The following is a 21,020-nucleotide window of genomic DNA, read 5'->3' on the forward strand; positions in this document are numbered from 1 at the left end:
GAGCACGCGGCGGCGATGGCGCGGGCGACGGCGGCCCGGCTCGCGGGGTGGCGGACCGCCCCGGTCGTCCTGGCGGAACAGGCCCGCGTGGCCCTCGGCGACGACATCGCCCACGCGATGGGCGCGGCCCTGGTGGTCGTCCTGATCGGCGAACGCCCCGGCATGTCGGCGGCGGACTCCCTGGGCGCGTACCTGACGTACCGGCCGGTGCCGGGCACCACGACAGACGCCGACCGCAACTGCCTGAGCAACATCCGGCCGCCGCGGGGCCTCGCCTACGAGACGGCGGCAGGGAAGCTGGCGGCGCTGCTGGGGAGGGCGCGGGAGCTGGGGCGGACGGGGGTGGAGCTGAAGGACGAAAGCGATCACGGACAGGTGATCGATCGGATACTCTGAGTTGCGTCTGGCTCGCATCGAGGGGAGGGCGCATCATGACATTGATGACTGAGCGACCGGTGATAAGCGGCGGCGAGCCCGGCAGTTTCGAGGAACTGCTGGACATCCTTGATGAGCTGGACCTGCGTGACGGCTTCAAGGCCGAGATCTACCGGGGGAAAATCGTCGTGTCGCCGTGGTCCAAGGGGTACTACGCCCGAGTGGTGACACTGGTGTGCAGGCAGTTGGAACCACATCTTCCGGAGGGGCACGTCATCGATCGGGGGCCGTTCCTCTACGTCTTCCCCGGCGACGAGAGTGCGTACGGGCCGGACATCCACGCAGCTCCCACGCGGGTCTTTGAGACGGAGAGTAATCGTTTGGACGGCGAGTCCCTGGTCTTCGTCGCCGAGCTGACATCTACTTCCACCCGGGATGACGACCTGACCGACAAGGTCGAGATTTATGGCAGGGCCGGTGTCCCCGTATACCTGCTCCTCGACATGCAGAAGGCGCAGTCAACGGTGTTCTGGACACCTTCGGTCAACGGGTACGAGTCACACTGCACCCGGCCGTTCGGCGAGGACCTCCACGTCCCGAAGCCTTTCGACTGCACCCTCGACACCACCGGCTTCCACGCCCCCACTACGAAGAAGTCGGCACCGTAAGCCCCCACCCCCCCTCCACCACCCGCCACGTCCGTCGCCGTACCGGTCCGGACAGCCCGCCGTCGGCCCGGTAGCGGAAATCCGCCCCCGTCACCGTCACCGTGCGGCCCGAGGCCCGTACCGGGGTCGCCGCCGCGCCCACCGACAGCGGGCGTACCTCCACCTCGGCGAGGCCGTCGTGGCCGCCGGGGGTCACCGAGATGCCCTCGACCGGCTGGTCCAGGTCGACGACCGTCTCGCCGTCGACCTCCACCCGCAGGCGGGCGGGCGGACCGGGCACGGCCAGGGCCGGGGCCGGGCGCACGGACAGGGACCGCACGAGGTTCTGGTACGGCCGCAGCCACCCCCGGGCCGGCACCGGCTCCGGGGCCCTGGCCGCCGTGGCCGCCAGCGGCGGGATCCGCAGCGCGCCCAGCACCACCCCGTCGCTGTCGTCGACGAGGAGGTCCATGCGGCGCTCCACCCCGTCCAGGACCGCCCGTGCCGCCGCGACCGCACCGGTGGGCACCCCGAGCGCGTGCGCGACGTCCAGCGCGCCCCCGACCGGGACCATGGACAGCACGCAGCCGGCCAGCTCCCGTCTCCGGTGCAGAAAGGTCACCGCACGGACCAGGGCACCGTCGTCCCCGACGACCACCGGCCGCCGCGAGCCCCTGCGGGCCAGCACGCGGCCGAATTCCTCGGGCCCCTCCGGCATGCACACCTTCGCCACCGCACCCGCGCTGAGCACGTCTTTCGCGATCCGGACGGATTCACCGTCCGTTTCCCTCGCGGCCGGATCGATGATCACCAGCAGCTGATCGGACCTCGCGAAAGTCGCCACCTCGGTCCTGCCTCGCTTCCTCGGGTAGCATCACTGTGCAAGAGCCCCTTGCGCTATTGCGCCAGGGGCTTCGTCTATTCCGGGGCATCCGGTCCGACGGTTGTGCGGCCAACGACGGCCGCGGTGGTACGCGGCGACGAACCTTACGCGTACGCCCCTGACCTTGGACATGCCCCGCCCGGAAGGGGTGTACGCGCGTGCCCGCACTTGTGCTGCTCGGTGCTCAGTGGGGTGACGAAGGCAAGGGAAAGGCGACGGACCTGCTAGGCGGCTCCGTCGACTATGTGGTGCGCTACCAGGGCGGCAACAACGCCGGCCACACGGTCGTCGTCGGCGACCAGAAGTATGCGCTCCACCTCCTCCCTTCCGGAATCCTCTCGCCCACGTGTGTCCCGGTCATCGGCAACGGTGTCGTCGTCGACCCGTCGGTCCTGCTCTCCGAGCTGAGCGGTCTGAACGAGCGTGGCGTCGACACGTCCAAGCTCCTCATCAGCGGTAACGCGCACATCATCACGCCGTACAACGTGACCGTCGACAAGGTGACGGAGCGCTTCCTCGGGAAGCGGAAGATCGGTACGACGGGGCGCGGCATCGGCCCGACCTACGCAGACAAGATCAACCGTGTCGGCATCCGGGTCCAGGACCTCTACGACGAGTCGATCCTGACCCAGAAGGTCGAGGCGGCCCTCGACGTCAAGAACCAGATGCTCACCAAGCTCTACAACCGGCGCGCGATCGCCGTCGAGCAGGTCGTCGAGGAGTTGCTGGGCTACGCGGAGAAGCTCGCTCCGTACGTCGCCGACACGGTCCTGGTCCTCAACCAGGCCCTGGAGGACGACAAGGTCGTCCTCTTCGAGGGCGGGCAGGGCACGCTCCTCGACATCGACCACGGCACCTATCCGTTCGTGACGTCCTCGAACCCGACCGCGGGCGGTGCCTGCACCGGCTCCGGCGTCGGCCCGACGAAGATCAGCCGGGTCATCGGCATCCTCAAGGCGTACACGACCCGCGTCGGCGCCGGCCCGTTCCCGACCGAGCTCTTCGACGCGGACGGCGAGGCGCTGCGCCGGATCGGCGGCGAGCGCGGTGTGACGACCGGCCGGGACCGCCGCTGCGGCTGGTTCGACGCGGTCATCGCCCGCTACGCGACCCGCGTGAACGGCCTGACCGACTTCTTCCTCACCAAGCTCGACGTGCTGACGGGCTGGGAGCAGATCCCGGTCTGCGTCGCGTACGAGATCGACGGCAAGCGCGTCGAGGAACTCCCCTACTCCCAGAGCGACTTCCACCACGCGAAGCCGGTCTACGAGACGCTGCCGGGCTGGTCCGAGGACATCACCAAGGCCAAGTCCTTCGCGGACCTGCCGAAGAACGCGCAGAACTACGTCAAGGCGCTGGAGGAGATGTCCGGCGCCCCGATCTCCGCGATCGGCGTGGGCCCGGGCCGGGACGAGACGATCGAGATCAACTCGTTCCTGTAGGGCTGTCGTTGCACGACGTTCTTGGGCCGGTCTTGGCAATCCTTGACCGGCCCTTGGGCTTTCCGTGGTTACGCCGGTAACGGGCGACGGCCAGCATCTACGCGGGTAGCCCGCCGCCTCCCGCATGCCACACCCGCCCTCTCCGCCTCTCAGGAGCCCTGAATGCCCGTCAATCCCATGAACCGCCGTGAGTTCGTGCAGAAGTCGGCCGTCACCGGCGCTGCCGTGGCCGTCGCGGGAACGGTCGGTACCGGCAGCGCCGAGGCCGCCGAGGCCGGCCACGGCCACGCCAAGCCCCCGAAGGCGCCCAAGACCTGGAGCTTCTCCATCCTGGGCACCACCGACCTGCACAGCCACGTCTTCAACTGGGACTACTACACCAACGCGGCGCCCGTGGACTCCAAGGGCAACACCTACGGCATCGCCCGTATCGCGACCCTGGTGAAGAACATCCGCAAGGAGGAGGGCCCGGACCGGGTCCTCCTCGTCGACGCCGGCGACATCATCCAGGGCACGTCCCTCGCCTCCTACTACGCGAGCGTCGACCCCATCACCGGCAAGAACGGCAAGCGCGGCCCCAAGCACCCCATGGCCATCGCCATGAACGAGATGCGCTACGACGCGGCGGCCCTCGGCAACCACGAGTTCAACTACGGCATCGAGATGGTCCGCACCTTCGAGAAGCAGTGCGACTTCCCGCTGCTCGGTGCCAACGCCCTGGACGCCAAGACGCTCAAGCCCGCCTTCCGGCCCTACACCGTCAAGCACATCAAGGTCCCGCACGGCCCGGACATCAAGGTCGGCATCCTCGGCCTCACCAACCCGGGCATCGCCCTGTGGGACAAGGACAACGTCTCCGGGAAGATGGCCTTCACGGGCCTGGTCGAGCAGGCGAAGAAGTACGTGCCGCGGCTGCGCGCCCTCGGCTGCGACGTCGTCTTCCTCACCGACCACTCGGGCCTGGACGGCTCGACGTCGTGGGGCGACGAGCTCCCCTACGTGGAGAACGCCTCGAACCTGGTCGCCGAGCAGGTCCCCGGCATCGACGCGATCCTCGTCGGCCACACCCACGTCGACGTCCCGTCGTACACGGTGAAGAACGCGGAGACCGGCGAGGACGTCCTCCTCTCCGAGCCGTACTGCTACGGCTACCGCCTCTCCCGCTTCGACTTCGAGCTGGAGCACGTGCGCGGCTCCTGGAAGGTCACCAGGAAGACCGCCACCACCCTGAACAGCAACACGGTGGCCGAGGACCCGCGGATCACCGAACTCCTCACCGCGGACCACCAGTTGGTCGTCAAGTACGTCAACACCGCGATCGGCACCTGCACCGCGGCGATGACGACGGCGGAGGCCTGCTGGAAGGACGTCCCCGCCATCGACTTCATCCAGCAGGTCCAGATGGACGCGGTGAAGGCGGGCCTGTCGGCGGCGGACGCCGCGCTCCCGCTGATCTCGGTGGCCGCGTGCTTCAGCCGTACGGCCACCATCCCGGCCGGTGACGTGACGATCCGCGACGTCGCGGGCCTCTACGTCTACGAGAACACCCTGTACGGCAAGAAGCTCACCGGCGCCCAGCTCAAGGACTACCTGGAGTACGCGGCGAAGTACTACCACCAGGTCCCGGCCGGCACGGCGGTGGACACCGCCACCCTCACCAACGCCAACAGCTTCTGGGACTACATGTACGACATGGCGGCCGGCGTCGACTACGAGATCGACATCGCGGCGGCCGAGGGCGCGCGCATCAAGAACCTCACCTACAACGGCACCGCGGTCGCCGACGACCAGGTCTTTGTCGTCGCCGTCAACAACTACCGCGCCAACGGCGGCTCCGGCTACCCGCACATCGCCGCCGCGGAGATCGCCTACAGCTCCACCAACCAGGTCCGCGACCTGATGGTCGCCTACGCCACGGCCAAGGGCACCATCGACCCGTCGGCCTTCGCGGCCACCAACTGGAAGCTGACGCAGGGCGGTACGCCGGTCTTCTAGTCCCGCACAGCCGCACGTGTGGTGGCCCCACCCCTCTGGTGGGGTCACCACTCTTTCTTTTCTCCGGGCAAGAGGAACCTGCTGTTGCCGCTCATGAAGCGGCGGAAGCCGTTCCCGGCCGTCGGCCTGACGGACCCCGAACTCAGAGCTGCGTGGCGGCGCGGACCAGTCCGGCGACGGCCCGGGAGCGGCTGTGCGGCGGCCACGCGATCACGGTGGTGACCGGCGGCGCGTCCACCACCGGTACGGCGGCGAGGTCCTCGCGCAGCAGGGCCCGGACGGACTCCGGCACGACACAGCAGGCACGGCCCAGCGCGATCAGCTGGTACAGCTGGGCCTGGTCCCGGACCTCCGGACCGGGACCCTCCGGGTACCTGCCGTCGCGGCCCCGCCAGCGCGCCAGGGGCAGCCCGGCCGGCTCGCCGATCTCGGTCGTCCGCACCTGTTCGCGGACGGCCAGGGGATGCCCGGCCGGCACCACCAGCACCTGGCCCTCCGTCAGCAGTTCCTCGCTGTCGAAGCCCGCCGCGGAGTCGAACGGCAGGTGCAGCAGCGCCACGTCGGCCCGTCCGTCACGCAGCATCCGCTCCTGCTCGCCGACCCCGCACAGCAGCAGATCGACGGCGGCCGCGTCCGGTTCGGCGGCGTAGGCGTCGAGCACCTTCGCCAGCAGTTCGCCGGACGCGCCCGCCTTCGTGGCCAGCACCACGCCCGGCCGGCCGGACGCGGCGAGCGCCGCGCGCCGGGTGCGCTGCTCGGCGGCCGCCACCGCGTCCAGTGCCGCCCGGGCCTCCCGCAGCAGCACCGACCCGGCCTCGGTCAGGGCGACCGCACGGCTGGTGCGTTCCAGCAGCGTCGCCCCGAGCCGCCGTTCCAGACGGCTGATCGCCCGCGACAGCGGGGGCTGCGCCATCCCGAGCCGCTGGGCCGCCCGCCCGAAGTGCAGTTCCTCGGCGACGGCCACGAAGTACCGCAACTCCCGCGTCTCCACGCTTTCATTCTACCGATCCGGCCGGGATCGATACCCCTGCGGTATCGCCGCCCACCCGATCGGTCCTGGCCCACCGTCCCGGCCCCGGACAGGATCGAAGCATGACCGAACAGCAGAAGACCGCGCTGGTCACCGGCGCGAACAAGGGCATCGGACACGAGATCGCGGCCGGCCTCGGCGCCCTCGGCTGGCGCGTCGGCGTCGGCGCCCGGGACGAGGAGCGCCGCGAGACCGCCGTGGCGAAGCTGCGGGCGGCCGGCGTCGACGCGTTCGGCGTGCCGCTCGACGTCACCGACGACGCGAGCGTGACGGCGGCCGCCGCGCTGATCGAGGACCTCGCCGGACACCTCGACGCCCTCGTCAACAACGCCGGTGTCACCGGTGGCATGGCCCAGACACCGACCACCGCCGACCTCGCGACGGTACGGGAGGCCGTCGAGACGAACGTCATCGGCGTCATCCGCGTCACCAACGCGATGCTGCCGCTGCTGCGCCGCTCGCCGTCCCCGCGGATCGTCAACGTGTCCAGCAGCGTCGGCTCCCTCACCCGGCAGACCGCGCCCGGCGCCGAAATGGGCCCGATCGCCGTCGCCTACTCACCGTCCAAGACGTTCCTCAACGGCGTCACCGTCCAGTACGCCAGGGAACTCCAGGGCACGAACATCCTGATCAACCTCGCCTGCCCCGGCTACTGCGCCACCGACCTCAACGGCTTCCAGGGCCACCGCACCCCGCAACAGGGCGCGGCGACCGCGATCCGCCTCGCCACACTCCCCGACGACGGCCCGACCGGCCGCTTCTTCGACGACGACGGGGAGGTGCCCTGGTGACTCACCCCGGCCACGAGCTCAGCCCCGGTTGAGTAGCTCAACTCAGGCGGAGACACACGGTCGGGGAAGAGATTGGAAGCATGAGCCTTCCACCGCCGCGCCCCTCGCAGGGCGGGCTCCTCAGGACGGCCTTCGCCGTCGTGGCCGGACTGCTGCTCGCGGTCGCGGTCGCCGTCAACGGGCTGTTGTTCTTCGGCATGGCCTTCGCCGGTGACAGCTGTGGCACCTCGGCCGGAACAGCGCGGTTCTGCGACGACTCCGGCGGGTGGATTCTCGTGGCGATGCTCGGGCCGTGGGTCGCGCTGGCCGCCGCGGTGGTCACGGTCGTGCTCGGGGCGGTGCAGGCCCGGCGGCCCTGGACCGCCCTGGCGCTGGGCGTCCTCGTCTACGCGGCCGGTCCCGCGCTCGCCCTGTTCACCGTCTTCGGCTAGGCGCTTCGCCGGAAGGGCCGGGACGCGCGCCGTCGATCGTCCGCGGCGCCGTTGTGGCTGGTCGCGCAGTTCCTCCCCCAGCCTTCGGCCAGGGGACCCCCAGCGCCCCTTACGGGGCGCTGCAGCGGCCCGGGATCGGGCGTCGGCGTCCACGGAAGCGCGGGCCCTCACCCGGCCGACTGCAGGAACGCGGCCCAGGTGGCGGGGGAGAGGGTGAGGTGGGGGCCGGCGGGGGCCGTCTTGGAGTCGCGGACGTGGATGGCGTGGGGGCAGGGAGATATTTCGAGGCAGTTCCCGCCGCCGTCGCTGTAGGAGGACCTGCGCCAGGTGTAGGCGGTCTCGACGCAGTCACCGCCCCCGCCGTCGCTGTAGCTGGACTTGAACCATCGCAGGGTTCCGGTGCGGGTCATCGCTTCTCTCCTGCCAACCGTTCGATGAGGCCGACCGAGTCGTCGGTACTCAGAGCCTGCGCGCGGATCTCCGCATAGCGGTTGGCGAGTTGGGAGACTTCCTCCGGTTCGCTGACCAGGATGCCCTGGTCCTCGATCTCCATGTAGACGACGTACTCGTGCTCCGCGGTCACCACCATCTTCATCGCGCCACGGTCGCCGGCATGCGTGCCCCGCAATCCCCGCTCCATCGGGAGTACTTGCAGACACACATTGTCCCGCTGCGCGTCCTCGACGAGCGAGCGCAATTGTCCGCGAAGTACCTCCCAAGGCCCGAACGGCCGGCGCAGCACGCTCTCTTCCAGGATGATCTCGATCATCGGGGCAGGCTCCCGTTTGAACAGCGCCCGGCGGGCCAGCCGTGCCTCTACCAGCTCTTCCCGCTTCTGCTCGGAGACCGGCGGAAAGCTGCCCCCGATCAGTGCGCGCGCGTAGTCCTCGGTCTGGAAAAGCCCGTCGATCACGAGCGTTGCGTACGACGAGATCGTGACCGCCCCGGCCTCCAGCTCCGAGAAGCCCCGGAACCGGGCGGGGTACTTCTCCAGCAGCATCCACTTGCGGGCCTTCTCGAAGACCCCCATCCCATTGCCGATGGCCTCCTCCAGTGCCACGAGCATCTTGTCGCTGGCGAGTTGCGCACACGTCTCCATGGCGCTGATCGCGGACGCCGTGTAGCCGGTCCGCCGCCCCAACTCCTCCTGCGTGAGCTCCTGCTGCTCACGCAGTGCCTTCGCCAGGGCGGCCACCATCTGTGCCGCACCGCCCGCTTCCTCTTTGTTCTCGGCCCGCGCCATTGGCGGTCACCCCCGAACTCAACCGAACTCAACCGGTCACAACCGACGCACCCCGATTTCCGACCGTATTCAGTGGTGGACTCAGAGTTGTGGCGACGGTAGCCGCAGGTGCCGACACTGGTCCCATGAATACGCAAAGTGGCCAGTCAAGCTTTGGCTGGCTCCCGGCCGTCGGCGTTCAACTCCGCAAAGCCGATGCGCAGTTCGACGCCGTGCGGGTGGACGCCGGGAGCGGGGGCGGCGGCTCGCCGACCGGCTCGCGGAGATGACCGGGAGTTCGCCTTGTGGCGGCCTAGCTCCGAGGAGAAAGGAGCGAAATGACTACGTTGCTTGAACGGCCCGAGTCGGTATACCGGAGGTATACTTGCGTCATGGCTGACACCACCGTCAAGGTCGACCCCGCTGTCCGTGACCGCCTTATGGTGCTCGCCCGGGAGCGGGGGATGACCATGCGTGACCTGATCGCGGAACTCGCCGGGGCCACGCCCACGCAGGAGGAGCTGCGCAAGCGGTACGAGGAGACCAAGGCGTACTGCGAGACGCACTTCGGCGTGACCTTCACCGAGGAGGACCACGACCGGGTGGAGAAGATCTGGCAGGACCTGGAGGCCGGTCGGCCGGTTGACAGCCTGTGAGTGCGATGAGGACCGGCTCGACCGGTGTTGTCTTCGACGAGTCCGCCCTGCTGGCGCTGGGCTCGGGGAACTCGCTGGCGTCCCAGTTCGTGTCGAACACGGAGCACGGGCCGACCCGGCACGTCTATGTCCCGGCGCTCTGCCTGGCCGCCGCCGACGGCATGCGCAAGGGGCTCGCGGAGCACGTCGGCGCGCTTCCGGCCATCGAGATCGTCGAGCTGGACTTCGCCGGTGCCTCCACGGTCGGCGCACTGCTGCGTGACGGCGTGGAGTGGCGGCTCGGGCACGCCGTCCATCTCTCGCGGCCCACGCTCGACTGGCCCGACGGCCGTCACGTCGTGACCGTCGAACCCGACCGCTACGCCGACATGCCGCTGGTGCGCACCATCAGGCTTCCGAAGCAGAGGTGACCCCGGTCGACTGAGGGCACACCCCAAGGCTCCGGACCGGGAAACGGTCCGGAGCCCTTTTCACTCACACAGAGATGAACACGCGGCTCACGGCCGCTTCAGCGGTGCCTACCAGCCGCCGCGACCGCAGTCGGAACCGAGGTCGGTGATCTGGGCGCCCGGGCTGCCCTCGCCGTTGATGAGGTTGCCGCCGAGGCCGTTGATGAGGCCCACCTCGCCGAGGATGTCGAGGTTCAGGTCGTGGGACCGGCAGCCACCGCCGTGACCGCCGTACGCGTGCTGCTGCGCCGGCAGGGCGGTGGCCGGGACGGTGCCCATGAAGCCGACGCCACCGACGATGGCGATCGCGACAGCCGCCTTGTGGAGCTTGCGCATGTTCCTCCTCGAGCTGTGGGAGCGCGCGGACATATGAACTGATAAGCGCTCATTTCTGAGGCTAGATCGACATCTCGCGCCGCGCTCTTCGGAGGAGCCATATGGGGACACCGGCATCCGGGTGACCGGTCATCAGCGTGACCGGCCGTCAGCGTGACCGGTCGTCAGCGTGACCGGCCGTCAGCTGAAGACGATCATCGAACCCTGGGCCAGGCTGCGGGTCGCCGCCGCGTGCAGGCCGAGCCACACGTGCCGTTCCCGCGCGAACGGGCTCGGGTCGTAGGGGGCGGGGACCGCCGGTTCCTCCAAGTCGGTCGGGGCGGCCGGGGGTTGGGGCGGGGCCGGGGGGTTCGCCGGGTCGATGCCGATCGACGGGGCGACGTACTCCAGCTCGCGCAGCAGGGCGTGGGAGGAGCCCAGCGGGCCGCCGCTGGCGAGGAGTTCGTCACTGGAGAGCGGGCGCGGGAAGTCGACCGGGACGTAGGCGCCCGCGTGGTCGTAGTGCCAGACCAGGTGCGACTGCTGGGCCGTCGACTCGAACATCTCCAGGAGCTGCTCGTAGTCGCCGCCGAGGTCGTCCACGGGGGAGACGGGCAGACCGCAGACCTGGAGGAGGTAGGCGCGGCGGAGGAAGTGGAGCGCGTCGTAGTCGAAGCCGGCCACCGGGGCGACCTCGCCGGACAGGCCCGGCATGTACTGGTACACCGGCACCGGGGGCAGCCCGGCCTCGGCGAGCACCTTGTTGTACTGCGCGAGTTCCTCGGCGAACGGATTGTCGGGGGTGTGGCACAACACGTCGACGAGCGGTACCAGCCAGAGGTCACAGGCCAAAGAGGGCTCCTCATGTCAGCGCGTTCACAGCGAGTGCTCAGCTAGGTGGTCAGGGAAGAGTAGTCCGTGCGGCGCCGGTCAGCTCCCCTCGTGCAGATCCCATACCCAGACCCCACCGGTCCACTTACCGGGTTTTCCGGTCAGGGCCTCCACCGCCTGTCGTAGTTTCTCGTCATTGGGTTGCGGGGCGACCACCAGGACCCCCGCCTTCCAGTACGCGAAGTCCTTCTTCGCCTGCGCCCGCCAGTTCTTGCCGATCACCGGCACCTTGCCGGAGTAGCGGACGTCCCGGAGCATGCTGGAGGTGTAGCGCGGGACGGCGCCGTAGATACCGATGCGGTCCGCGCCGTAGGGGCCGTTGAAATACCCGCCGGGCAGCTTGAAGCCGAGACCGGCGCTGGTCTGCCAGTGCAGGGCCTCGGCGTAGCCGGGGTCCGGGAGCGGGACGGGGACGAGGGACTCGCCCTTGCCCACGTACGACTTCCACATCCCGCTGCTGATGAACTCCGGGACCGCCTCGCGCTGTTCGGACTTGAGCGGGGCGGGGACGATCGGGAGCAGGGCGAGGGCGACGGCCAGCAGGCCGAAGTACTGGGCGGCGGGGCGGCGGCTGGTCAGCGCCCTTTCGGCCGCGAGCGCGAGCAGGATGCCCAGGGCCGGGGCGCAGATCATCGCCACCCGGCCCTCGATGACGGACTCGAAGAGCGGGAACTTCCGCACCAGCGCCCAGGGCCCCGGGTACACCGTCTCCGTCAGCGGGATGCGGATCTCCGGGCCCAGGGACAGCACGGCCGCGGCCGCCGACGTGAAGGCCAGCGCCTTGACCAGCGGCCGTTCCCAGAACCGCACGACGATCCCGAAGGCGACCAGGAGCAGCGGCCAGCCGTAGAAGGCGTTCTGCTCGGTCGGGTTGAGGGAGAGCTCGTTGGCGCGGCCGGCGTCGCCGTAGAGCATCGAGCGTTCGGCGAAGGCGAGGAGGGAGAGGGGGCTGTTTCCGGCGTTGTCGCCGTGCAGGACGCTGTGGTAGCTCTGCGGCCCCGTGAACTGCCAGTAGAGGGGGTACGCGACGAGGGGCAGGCAGACCGCCCCGGCGATCAGCAGGCCCTTGCCCAGCGGGCGCCACGCCTCCCGCGCCACCTGTGGACGTACGGCCGCGTAGGCGAGGGCGAACAACGTCATCCCGAGCGCCGCCAGCAGGAACGGCTCCTCGCCGAGGAAGACCTGGTACGCCGCCATCAGGCCGAGCACGATCCCGTCCCGCCGGACCCGGGCGCCGGTGGCGAGGCGCAGGGCCCGGTCGATGACCAGCGGGATCATGAACAGGATCACGAAGTTGGGGTGCGCGTTGGCGTGGCTGACCATCGGCGGCGCGAAAGCAGCGAGGGCCGCGCCGACGAAGGCGGCACCCCGCTGCCGTACCACCCGTCTGACGATCAGCCAGTACCAGGCGACGGCGGTCGCGGCGAGGCCCAGTGCCATGCAGACGGAGAGCGAGACGGCCGGACCGGCTATGAGGGTCAGCGGGGCGAAGGGGACCGACAGGCCCAGCATGACCGTGTTGGCCATGAGGTTGACGCCGTCGGGGAAGTTCTGGAAGTCGGAGAAGAACGGGTTGCGGAAGTGCGCGAGGTTGTCCGCGGTCACCGCGAAGAACCACTCCCACTGGTTCTGGTCCTGGATGGAGTCGGTGAGGTAGCGGTGGTCCGGGTCGAAGAAACGGCCCGAGTAGAGGGTGATGGAGAGGACGAGGAAGAGGACGGTGACCAGCAGGTCCGCCGGGCGCAGCCGGCGCAGCCGCAGCCGGGCCAGGTCGGCGAGGACCTTCGGGTAGTCCAGCGGGCCCACCTTCGAGCCGGGCTGGTGGCTCCAGCGGACCGGGACCTCGGTGATGGGGTGGCCGGCGCGGTGCAGGTGCTGGAGGACCTCCACGTCGATGCCCCAGCCGTCCAGCCGGGAGCCGGCGAAGGCCTCGCGGGCCAGGTCGCCGTCGAAGAGCTTGAACCCGCACTGGGTGTCCTTGAGACCCGGCACGGCGGTGGCGCGTATCAGCAGGTTCCCGGCGCGGCCGAGCAGCTCGCGCAGCCGGTGCTGGTGGGCGGCTATCTCCGCGCCCGGCACCGCGCGCGAGCCGATCGCCGCGGCGCCGCCCTCGCTGAGCGCCTTGTCCAGCCGCTCCAGCTCCTCGATCGGCGCGGCGAGGTCGGCGTCGCTGACCAGCACCCGGGCGCCGGTGGTGGCGGCGACGCCGAGCCGCAGGGCGTTTCCCTTGCCCCGGTTGCGGTCGGCGGCGACCAGCCGGACCTGCGGGTGCCTTGAGGCCGCGACCTCGCGGGTCCCGTCCGTCGAGCCGTCGTCGGAGACGATCACTTCCCAGGAACCGAAGCGGCTCTCGTTGTCGGCGAGGTAGCGGGTGACGGCGTCGAGGGTCGGGCCGAGCCGCTCCTCCTCGTTGTACGCCGGGATGACGACGGAAAGCTCGACGGTCGTGGGCGCGGTCATCCGTCCTTCTCCGCCAGTCGCTCGATCAGGGCGAGGGAGTGCGTGTTGGACGCGGCGACGATCCCACGGGCGCCCTCCGAGTCCCGGCGCGCGAGCGCGTCGACCAACTCGGTGTGCCGGGACCACAGATACCCGCGTAGATCCGGCAGCCTGCGCAGGTGCCGTACCGCGCACACCCAGGACTGCACGCGCAGCCGGTGCAGGAAGTCGGCGAGGTAGGGGTTGCCGAAGAGGGCGGACAGCTCCCGCCAGAACCGGAGGTCGTAGCCGACGAGGACGGTCAGATCACCGGCGGCCGCGGCGCGCTGCGCCTCCTCGCCACGCCGCCGGACCGTCGCGAGTGCGGCCGAGACCCTCGGCTCCTCGGGGTCCTTGAAAGCGGGGTGCAGGCCGTCGGCGAGGGCCTGGAACATGCCGTCGGTGACCAGGCTGCGGGCCTCGATCATGCCCCGGTAGTCGGCGAGCGTGTACTCCGGCACCCGGAAGCCGCGGTGCTGGTCGGCGTCGAGGATGCCCTGCGCGGACAGGTCGACCAGCGCCTCGCGGACCGGCGTGGCGGAGACCCCGTACTGTTCGGCGATCTCCTTGACCGTGAACTCCCGGCCCGGCTGCAGCCGCCCGGCGAGCACCTCGTCACGGAGCGCGTCCGCGATCTGCTGGCGCAGGGTACTGCGCGTCACAGCGCCGTTGCCGGGCATCGTGGGGTGCCTCTCCTCACGCGTTCGGGTGACGTGCTCGCTTACACGTACATGTACGAGCACGCCACCTTACGCGTTCGGGTTCCGCGCGTACTCCTTCCGTGTCCACGAAGCTACCCGTGGGTCTTTTCTACGAATCCTGTGGATCACCTGTGAGGGGCGGTGCTTTAGCGCCCCTTTAGGGGCGCGGGGAACTGCGCGACCGGCCCCACCGGCCGGCACCCGACAACGGCGGCCCTTACACCGTGTACTCGTCGGCCACGCTCAGCGCAGCGTCCAGCGCCGCGAACCCTTCCTTCAGCTCCGCCTCACTCACGTTGCACGGCGGCACGACATGCGTCCGGTTCATGTTCACGAACGGCCACAGCCCCTGCTTCTTCGCCGCCGCGCCGAAGGCGGCCATCGCCGCGTTGGCCTCCCCGGCCGCGTTGTACGGCACCAGCGGCTCCCGGGTCTCCCGGTTCCGCACCAGGTCGAGCGCCCAGAACATGCCGACCCCGCGGACCTCGCCGACGCTCGGGTGCCGCTCGGCGAGCGAGGCGAGCGCCGGCCCGACCACCTCGGCCCCCAGCCGCTTCGCGTTCTCGACGACCCCTTCCTCCGCCATCACGTTGATGGTGGCGACGGCGGCGGCACACGCCAGCGGATGCCCGGAGTACGTCAGCCCACCCGGGTAGGGCCGCCTGCCGAAGGTCTCGGCGATCTTCCCGCTGATGGCCACACCGCCGAGCGGCACGTACCCGCTGTTCACGCCCTTGGCGAAGGTCATCAGGTCGGGTACGACCCCGAACAGGTCGGCGGCGAACCACTCACCGGTCCGACCGAACCCGGCCATCACCTCGTCCAGGACGAAGACGATCCCGTACGTGTCGCAGATCTCCCGGACACCGGCCAGATACCCGGCGGGCGGCACCATGATCCCGGCGGTGCCGGGGATGGTCTCCAGCACGATGGCCGCGACCGTCCCCGGGCCCTCGAAGGCGATGGTCGTCTCGAGGTGCTCCAGCGCCCGCGCGGTCTCCTGCTCCTCGGTCTCCGCGTAGAAGCGGGAGCGGTAGAGGAAGGGCGCCCAGAAGTGCACGACCCCGGCGGCGGCGCCGTCGGAGGCCCAGCGGCGCGGGTCGCCGGTGATGTTGATCGCCTGCTGGGTGCCGCCGTGGTACGAGCGGTAGGCGGACAGCACCTTCGGGCGCCCGGTGTGCAGCCGGGCCATCCGCACGGCGTGCTCGACGGCGTCCGCGCCCCCGTTGGTGAAGAAGATCTTGTCCAGGTCCCCGGGCGTCCGCTCGGCGATCAGCCGCGCCGCCTCCGACCGCGCCTCGACGGCGAAGGCGGGCGCGAAGGTCGTCATCTTCGCGGCCTGCTCCTGGATGGCCTCGACGACCTTGGGGTGCTGGTACCCGATGTTGGTGAAGACGAGCCCGCTGGTGAAGTCCAGGTAGCGCCGGCCGTCGTAGTCCCAGAAGTACGACCCCTCGGCGCCGGCCACGGCAAGCGGGTCGATGAGGTCCTGCGCGGACCAGGAGTGGAAGACATGCGCGCGATCGGCCGCCTGCACGGCGGCACCGGCCTGGGGATTGGGCTGAGGGGTCATGCGGGGGAGCGTAGGAGCAACCGGTACGGGAGCGGTATCGGCGACCTGTTCCGTGGCCAGGGGGATTCCGCGACAGATTGTCCACAGCCTGGGGACATGCTCCCGGGTCGGTCCCTGTTACGTAACCGTAGACATGGCGCTGCGCGATCCCCGGAAGGGCCGCATTATTCTCGGCTCGATCACAAGTGTGAGCGAGGGGCGGATCTGCCATGGAGAAGCTGGGGCCGGGGGATCCGCAGCACATCGGGAGCTATCGGCTGCTGGCGCGGCTGGGCGCGGGCGGCATGGGGCATGTGTACCTCGCCCGGTCGGAGCGGGGCCGTACCGTCGCCGTGAAGCTGGTGCGGGCGGAGCTGGCCGCGCAGGAGGAGTTCCGGGCGCGCTTCCGGCAGGAGGTCCGCAACGCCCAGCGGGTCGGCGGGTTCTGGACCGCGCCCGTGCTCGACGCCGACACCGAGGCCGCGGTGCCCTGGGTGGCCACCGGCTATGTGGCCGGGCCGAGCCTCCATCGGGTCGTCGAGCACGACCACGGGCCGCTGCCCGAGCGGTCGGTGCGCATCCTCGCCGCCGGGCTGGCGCACGCCCTGGGCAACATCCACGCGGCCGGGATCGTCCACCGGGACCTCAAGCCGTCCAACGTGATGCTCACGATAGAGGGGCCCCGGGTCATCGACTTCGGCATCGCGCGGGCGCTGGAGACGCTGCCGGGCGAGGGGCTCACCCAGACCGGTTCGCTCCTCGGCTCGCCCGGGTTCATGGCCCCCGAGCAGGTGCGCGGCGACCGGATCACCCCGGCCTGCGACATCTTCTGCCTCGGCTCGGTGCTCGCCTACGCGGCCACCGGCCGGCTTCCCTTCGGCTCCACGGAGGGCGGCGCACACGCCCTGATGTTCCGGATCGCCCAGGACGAACCCGACCTCTCCGGCCTCCCCGAGGACATCGCCGACGTGGTCCGCGACTGCCTGCGGAAGGACCCGGCCGCCCGTCCGTCGCTGGACGCGATCCTGTCCCGGACGGGAGCGGGCGACACGGTCTGGGAGGGCCGGTCCAGGGACCCGTGGCTGCCGGGGGCGCTGGTGGCGCAACTGGGCCGGCACGCGGTGGAGCTGCTGGAGGTGGAGGACCCGACGCTCCACGGGGCGTTGCAAGGGGTGACACCTCACGAGACGCAACGGTCAGCAGACCCAGGGGCGCGGGGCGGCGTTGAATCTGCGGCTGCCGCCGCGGGGGCGCGGCCTGCCCCCACCTACCCGCAGCCGACACCCGGCCCGTCGTCCCCGGAACACGCCCCCGCCCACCCGGCCTACGGCTACCCGAACCAGCCCCACCAGCACCCGCAGTCGGCGCCGTACAACCCGTACACCGCGACCGCCCCCGAACCCGCCCCCGACCCCACCCAGATCTACCCACCCGTCCCGCCGCCCCCGCTGTACGACCCCCTCCCCGCCGACGAGCCCCGCCGCACCACCCGCTCCACCGCCCTCCTCGTCACCATCGCCCTGATCGTGCTGCTGGCCGCGGGCGGCTCGGTCTACGGGCTCATGAACAGCGGCGGTGACGACGGCGCGGACGACAAGGCGGCCGGCCGGGGCACCCCCACCTCGTCGGCCACCGCCCCGACCGCCTCCGCGGAGTCGACGCCCAGCCGGTCGCCCTCCTCCTCGGCCGCTCCGAAGGGCACCGTGCCGAGCGGCTTCCTCGGCACCTGGGCCACCTCGATAGACAACGACACCGGCCACAACACCCGCGAACTCGCCATCCGCCAGGGCGCCGTGGGCGACACGGTCCTCACCCTGGTCGCGGACGGCCCCGGCTACCACTGCGAGTTCGCGGCGAAGCTCGCCGAGAAGCCGGGCGCGGACGGCCCGTTGGAGATCGGCCCGTCGACGGTCACGGCGGGCAAGCCCCGTTCGTCGTGCACCGCCGGAGAGGCCACCGAGGTGACCCTGCTCCCGGGCGGCAGGCTGAAGCGCGTGACGAAGGGCGGCGACGAGAGCCTGACCTACAGCAAGCAGTGAACTGCCGCCGCGCTTGGGGAAGTTGAACGTTCGGCGAACAACACCGTCGAGAAGGGGACGGCGAGGACGTGATCCGCTCGTACGGCCATGCGGCCTGCTGCACGCCGGTGGGCATGAAGCTCTGCGCGTGACGCCCGCCGACCGCCCGGGTCAGCCGAGGCTCACCCAGCTCCCCTGCGCGGCCGAGCGGCTCATCGCGTCGAGGGCGGTCGCGCTGTGCACGGCGTCCTCCAGGGTCGGGCCGTGGGCGGTGCCCTCGGCGACGGACCGCAGGAAGTTGCGGGCCTCGATCACCTTGAGGTCGTCGTAGCCCATGGCGTTGGCGGCACCGGGCTGGAAGGCGCCGTACTCGCCGTGGCCGGGGCCGACGAAGACGGTGGAGACGGGCTGGTCCTGGTAGGAGGTGCCGAGGCTGACGCCCAGCTCGCCCATCCGCCGGTAGTCCCAGAAGACGGCGCCCTTGGTGCCGTGCACCTCGAAGCCGTAGTTGTTCTGCTCGCCGACCGCGATCCGGGAGGCCTCCAGCACACCGCGGGCGCCGGAGGCGAAGCGCAGCAGGCAGTTGACGTAGTCCTCGTTCTCGACGGGGCCGAGTTCGCCGCCGGTCGCGAGGGTGTGGCCGGCGGTGGCGCCGGTGGGCCGGGCGCGCTCCGGGATGAACACGGCGGTGTCGGCGGCGAGCGACTCGATGTCGCCGAGCAGGAAGCGGGCCAGGTCGACGCCGTGCGAGGCGAGGTCGCCCAGCACCCCGCCGCCGCCCCGGGCCCGCTCGTACCGCCAGGTCAGGGCGCCGTCCGGGTGGGCCGCGTAGTCGCTGAACAGCCGGATACGGACGTGCGTCACGGTGCCCAGGTCGCCGGAGGCGATCAGCTCGCGGGCGTACGCGACGGCGGGCGCGTTGCGGTAGTTGAAGCCGACCGTGCCGCGCACCCCGGCCTTGGCCACCGCCTCCGCCACCGCGCGGGCGTCCTCGGCGGTCAGCCCGACCGGCTTCTCGATCCATATGTGCTTGCCGGCCTCCGCCATCGCGACGCCGATCTCGCGGTGCAGGAAGTTCGGTGCGGTGATGCTGACGGCGTGCACCCGGGGGTCGGCGGCGACCTCGCGCCAGTCGCGGGTGGTCGACGCGAACCCGAACTGCTCGGCGGCCTCCTCCGCCCGCCCCGGCACCTCCTCGGCGACGGCCACGAGGTCGGGCCGCACGCGCAGCTGCGGGAAGTGGTGGCCCACGCGCTGGTAGGCCTGGGAGTGCACCCGCCCCATCCACCCGAATCCGACGACGGCGACGCCGAGCGTACGCACCATGGGGCTGCCCCTCCTTGGACCGTCCAGTGCCTGCGTGCTCACGATGCGGCGCCGCTTCCAAAAATGTCAAGACATTCGGGCGTCCGTACAACCCCGCCTGTCGGCGTGCGATGTCGGCCGTGGGTCCGCCGTGGCTGGTCGCGCAGTTCCCCCGCGCCCCTACGGGGCGCGTCTACGGCGCCGCCCACTCCGGCGCCCCGTCAGGGGCGCGGGGAACTGCGCGAGCAACCACGATGGCGCGGCAGTGAACCACGGTGCGAAGTCCCGCCCTCCTGGGGGCGCGGGGTACTGCGCGAACAGCCCCGCGGTGCCGCAGTGGACCGTCGGCGCGCACCCCCGCTCAGCGAGGCTCCGGTGGCCGCTGCCTCGGCATGTTCGGCCGAGCCCCGTTCGTCCCCGGCGGCAGCGGAAACCGCCCGTTCAGATGCCCCGCATCCGCCCGCGGCCCCGCCGTCACCGTCGCCTGCATGCCCAGCGGCGCCGGCCCCGTCCGGAACTCCACCATCCAGTCGGCCGTCTCCGTGCGGACCAGCTCGGTCACGTCCTCCGAGAACCTCCGCAGCACCCCCAGGCACCGCTCGGCCGCCTCGCTCGCCGTCCCCTCCGCAGGCCCCAGCACCTCCCGCACACTCTCCGACGCCCAGTCGAACTGCAGCACCTGCAGCCGCCGCTGCACGGCCTGCGCGGTCGCCATGTCCCTTATCCACCCGGACGTCACCCCGAAGAACCGGTCGATGCCGACACACGACACCGCCAGCAGCAGCGCGAGATACCCCCAGGGCGCGACCCCGCCCACCACCCCGGTCAGGTCGAGGAGCGGCAGCGCGGCCCCCAGCACCGCCCCCACGGCCGCCCCGCACCGCAGCGCCCGCGCCCCGCGCCGCTTCCAGACCCGGTCCGCCAGATACCATGCGGCCGTCGCCAGCGCCCCGCGCTCCACCCACCGGTACAGCTCGTCGAGCCGCTCGGCCGGCTCACCCCAGTCCCCGAGCGGGAACGCCCGCCCGGTCAGATCACCCGGCCGCAGTCCGGCCGCGCCCTCGCCGCCCCGCCCGTCCTGAGGCGGTCCCTCGGGCTGCATCTCCGGCTGACCCACCCGGCACTCCCTTACTGATCCCGACCGGTCACGTTCCGTGACATCGAACCCGACATCGGACCTGACGTCGGGCCTGGCACCGGCCCCGGCACTGGACCTGACAATGGATGCTGACGACGGGAACCCTTCCTACCGCCCAATGGGTGGCGAAGACTGTACTTTCGTCTCTTTTCCGCCCGGAAGTGGGTCTTGATCAGGTATAGGGCAGCAGTGAATCTCACTCGAAAGAGTGGCGGGGCGATGGCTGCGTCAACCACGTAGGCTCATGCACAACAGAGAAATTCCGGACCCGACCCAGGAGCTGATCGTGATCCCCGGTGGTGGCCAGCCCAACATGCAGCAGCTGCTCCAGCAGGCCCAGAAGATGCAGCAGGACCTGGCACAGGCCCAGGAGGAACTGGCGAGCACGGAGGTCGACGGACAGGCGGGCGGCGGCCTGGTGCGGGCTACCGTGACCGGTTCCGGCGAGCTGCGCGCGCTGAAGATCGACCCGAAGGCGGTGGACCCGGAGGACACCGAGACCCTCGCCGACCTGATCGTCGCGGCGGTCCAGGCGGCCAACGAGAACGCCCAGGCGCTCCAGCAGCAGAAGCTCGGCCCGCTGGCGCAGGGTCTGGGCGGCGGCAGCGGCATCCCCGGCCTGCCGTTCTGATGTTCGTCGCCCGCACGACACCCGCACCGCCTTCCTAGGACAGGCGGTAGCCAACTAGCGTACGTACCGA

Annotated in this window: 21 protein-coding genes; 10 read left to right on the forward strand and 11 right to left on the reverse strand. The window is 70.7% G+C overall.

Annotation, left to right across the window (positions count from 1 at the left end; all coding sequences use genetic code 11):
• Both JF597_RS30930 and JF597_RS30935 read left to right on the forward strand, forming a co-directional pair.
• On the forward strand, positions 1-396 hold a 396-nt coding region (locus JF597_RS30930), incomplete at its 5' end, for an ethanolamine ammonia-lyase light chain EutC (protein WP_294002904.1).
• Between the two features lie 35 nt (positions 397-431).
• A complete protein-coding gene (locus JF597_RS30935) occupies positions 432-1,043 on the forward strand; it encodes a Uma2 family endonuclease (RefSeq protein WP_294002906.1) in 612 nt (203 codons plus the stop codon).
• Here the strand turns inward: JF597_RS30935 and JF597_RS30940 are convergent.
• On the reverse strand, positions 1,021-1,866 hold the full coding sequence (locus JF597_RS30940; RefSeq protein ID WP_294002908.1) for a diacylglycerol kinase family protein: 846 nt from the start codon (positions 1,864-1,866) through the stop codon (positions 1,021-1,023). The genes JF597_RS30935 and JF597_RS30940 overlap by 23 nt on opposite strands.
• Positions 1,867-2,063: 197 nt before the next feature.
• On the opposite strand from JF597_RS30940, the gene JF597_RS30945 reads away from it, so the two are divergent.
• Together JF597_RS30945 and JF597_RS30950 are read left to right on the forward strand one after the other, a co-directional pair.
• Complete coding sequence (locus JF597_RS30945) at positions 2,064-3,347, forward strand: adenylosuccinate synthase (RefSeq protein WP_294002910.1); 1,284 nt, start codon at positions 2,064-2,066, stop codon at positions 3,345-3,347.
• Between the two features lie 162 nt (positions 3,348-3,509).
• Entirely contained in the window at positions 3,510-5,342 is a 1,833-nt protein-coding gene (locus JF597_RS30950; protein WP_294002912.1) for a 5'-nucleotidase C-terminal domain-containing protein, read from the forward strand.
• A gap of 142 nt (positions 5,343-5,484) precedes the next feature.
• Here the strand turns inward: JF597_RS30950 and JF597_RS30955 are convergent, their stop codons facing one another.
• Positions 5,485-6,333: a LysR family transcriptional regulator gene (locus JF597_RS30955; protein ID WP_294002914.1), complete on the reverse strand. Its 849-nt coding sequence runs from the start codon at positions 6,331-6,333 to the stop codon at positions 5,485-5,487.
• A gap of 101 nt (positions 6,334-6,434) precedes the next feature.
• Between JF597_RS30955 and JF597_RS30960 the strand changes: the two genes are divergently transcribed.
• Positions 6,435-7,163, forward strand: a complete 729-nt coding sequence (locus JF597_RS30960) for an SDR family oxidoreductase (protein WP_294002916.1) — start codon at positions 6,435-6,437, stop codon at positions 7,161-7,163.
• A gap of 80 nt (positions 7,164-7,243) precedes the next feature.
• Positions 7,244-7,594: a hypothetical protein gene (locus tag JF597_RS30965; RefSeq protein WP_294002918.1), complete on the forward strand. Its 351-nt coding sequence runs from the start codon at positions 7,244-7,246 to the stop codon at positions 7,592-7,594.
• A gap of 167 nt (positions 7,595-7,761) precedes the next feature.
• Here the strand turns inward: JF597_RS30965 and JF597_RS30970 are convergent, their stop codons facing one another.
• Together JF597_RS30970 and JF597_RS30975 are read right to left on the reverse strand one after the other, a co-directional pair.
• On the reverse strand, positions 7,762-8,004 hold the full coding sequence (locus tag JF597_RS30970; RefSeq protein WP_294002920.1) for a DUF397 domain-containing protein: 243 nt from the start codon (positions 8,002-8,004) through the stop codon (positions 7,762-7,764).
• Positions 8,001-8,837 carry a helix-turn-helix transcriptional regulator gene (locus JF597_RS30975; protein ID WP_294002922.1) on the reverse strand — a complete coding sequence of 279 codons (837 nt, stop codon included), beginning with the start codon at positions 8,835-8,837 and terminating at the stop codon, positions 8,001-8,003. Before JF597_RS30975 ends, JF597_RS30970 begins: the two co-directional genes overlap by 4 nt.
• Positions 8,838-9,208: 371 nt before the next feature.
• Here JF597_RS30975 and JF597_RS30980 point away from each other — a divergent pair, with 371 nt between their 5' ends.
• Complete coding sequence (locus JF597_RS30980; protein WP_294002924.1) at positions 9,209-9,472, forward strand: hypothetical protein; 264 nt, start codon at positions 9,209-9,211, stop codon at positions 9,470-9,472.
• Between the two features lie 5 nt (positions 9,473-9,477).
• Positions 9,478-9,882: a hypothetical protein gene (locus tag JF597_RS30985; protein WP_294002926.1), complete on the forward strand. Its 405-nt coding sequence runs from the start codon at positions 9,478-9,480 to the stop codon at positions 9,880-9,882.
• Positions 9,883-9,990: 108 nt separating this feature from the next.
• Here JF597_RS30985 and JF597_RS30990 read toward each other — a convergent pair whose 3' ends face one another.
• The 5 genes from JF597_RS30990 to JF597_RS31010 all read right to left on the reverse strand — a co-directional run bounded on the left by JF597_RS30990 (position 9,991) and on the right by JF597_RS31010 (position 15,879).
• Complete coding sequence (locus JF597_RS30990; RefSeq protein ID WP_294002928.1) at positions 9,991-10,257, reverse strand: hypothetical protein; 267 nt, start codon at positions 10,255-10,257, stop codon at positions 9,991-9,993.
• 180 nt (positions 10,258-10,437) lie between these two features.
• Complete coding sequence (locus JF597_RS30995) at positions 10,438-11,088, reverse strand: hypothetical protein (protein WP_294002930.1); 651 nt, start codon at positions 11,086-11,088, stop codon at positions 10,438-10,440.
• A 78-nt stretch (positions 11,089-11,166) separates the two neighbouring features.
• Positions 11,167-13,587, reverse strand: coding sequence for a dolichyl-phosphate beta-glucosyltransferase (locus tag JF597_RS31000; RefSeq protein ID WP_294002932.1), 2,421 nt, complete (start codon positions 13,585-13,587; stop codon positions 11,167-11,169).
• The gene (locus JF597_RS31005) at positions 13,584-14,285 is read right to left on the reverse strand and encodes a GntR family transcriptional regulator (protein WP_294002934.1); all 702 of its coding nucleotides are present in this window, start codon (positions 14,283-14,285) and stop codon (positions 13,584-13,586) included. The genes JF597_RS31000 and JF597_RS31005 overlap by 4 nt, the downstream gene beginning before the upstream one ends.
• 238 nt (positions 14,286-14,523) lie before the next feature.
• Complete coding sequence (locus JF597_RS31010; protein ID WP_294002936.1) at positions 14,524-15,879, reverse strand: aspartate aminotransferase family protein; 1,356 nt, start codon at positions 15,877-15,879, stop codon at positions 14,524-14,526.
• Positions 15,880-16,088: 209 nt separating this feature from the next.
• Between JF597_RS31010 and JF597_RS31015 the strand changes: the two genes are divergently transcribed.
• Positions 16,089-17,897, forward strand: a complete 1,809-nt coding sequence (locus JF597_RS31015; protein ID WP_294002938.1) for a serine/threonine-protein kinase — start codon at positions 16,089-16,091, stop codon at positions 17,895-17,897.
• A 150-nt stretch (positions 17,898-18,047) separates the two neighbouring features.
• On the opposite strand, the gene JF597_RS31020 is transcribed toward JF597_RS31015, so the two are convergent.
• Positions 18,048-19,202 (reverse strand): Gfo/Idh/MocA family oxidoreductase, encoded by a 1,155-nt coding sequence (locus JF597_RS31020; RefSeq protein ID WP_294002940.1) that lies wholly within the window; start codon positions 19,200-19,202, stop codon positions 18,048-18,050.
• A gap of 340 nt (positions 19,203-19,542) precedes the next feature.
• Positions 19,543-20,298, reverse strand: a complete 756-nt coding sequence (locus JF597_RS31025) for an SLATT domain-containing protein (protein WP_294002942.1) — start codon at positions 20,296-20,298, stop codon at positions 19,543-19,545.
• A gap of 307 nt (positions 20,299-20,605) precedes the next feature.
• On the opposite strand from JF597_RS31025, the gene JF597_RS31030 reads away from it, so the two are divergent.
• Positions 20,606-20,950 carry a YbaB/EbfC family nucleoid-associated protein gene (locus tag JF597_RS31030; RefSeq protein WP_294002990.1) on the forward strand — a complete coding sequence of 115 codons (345 nt, stop codon included), beginning with the start codon at positions 20,606-20,608 and terminating at the stop codon, positions 20,948-20,950.
• Positions 20,951-21,020 lie beyond the last annotated feature (70 nt).

It is taken from the genome of Streptomyces sp. (assembly GCF_019510245.1).
Lineage (GTDB): Bacteria > Actinomycetota > Actinomycetes > Streptomycetales > Streptomycetaceae > Streptomyces.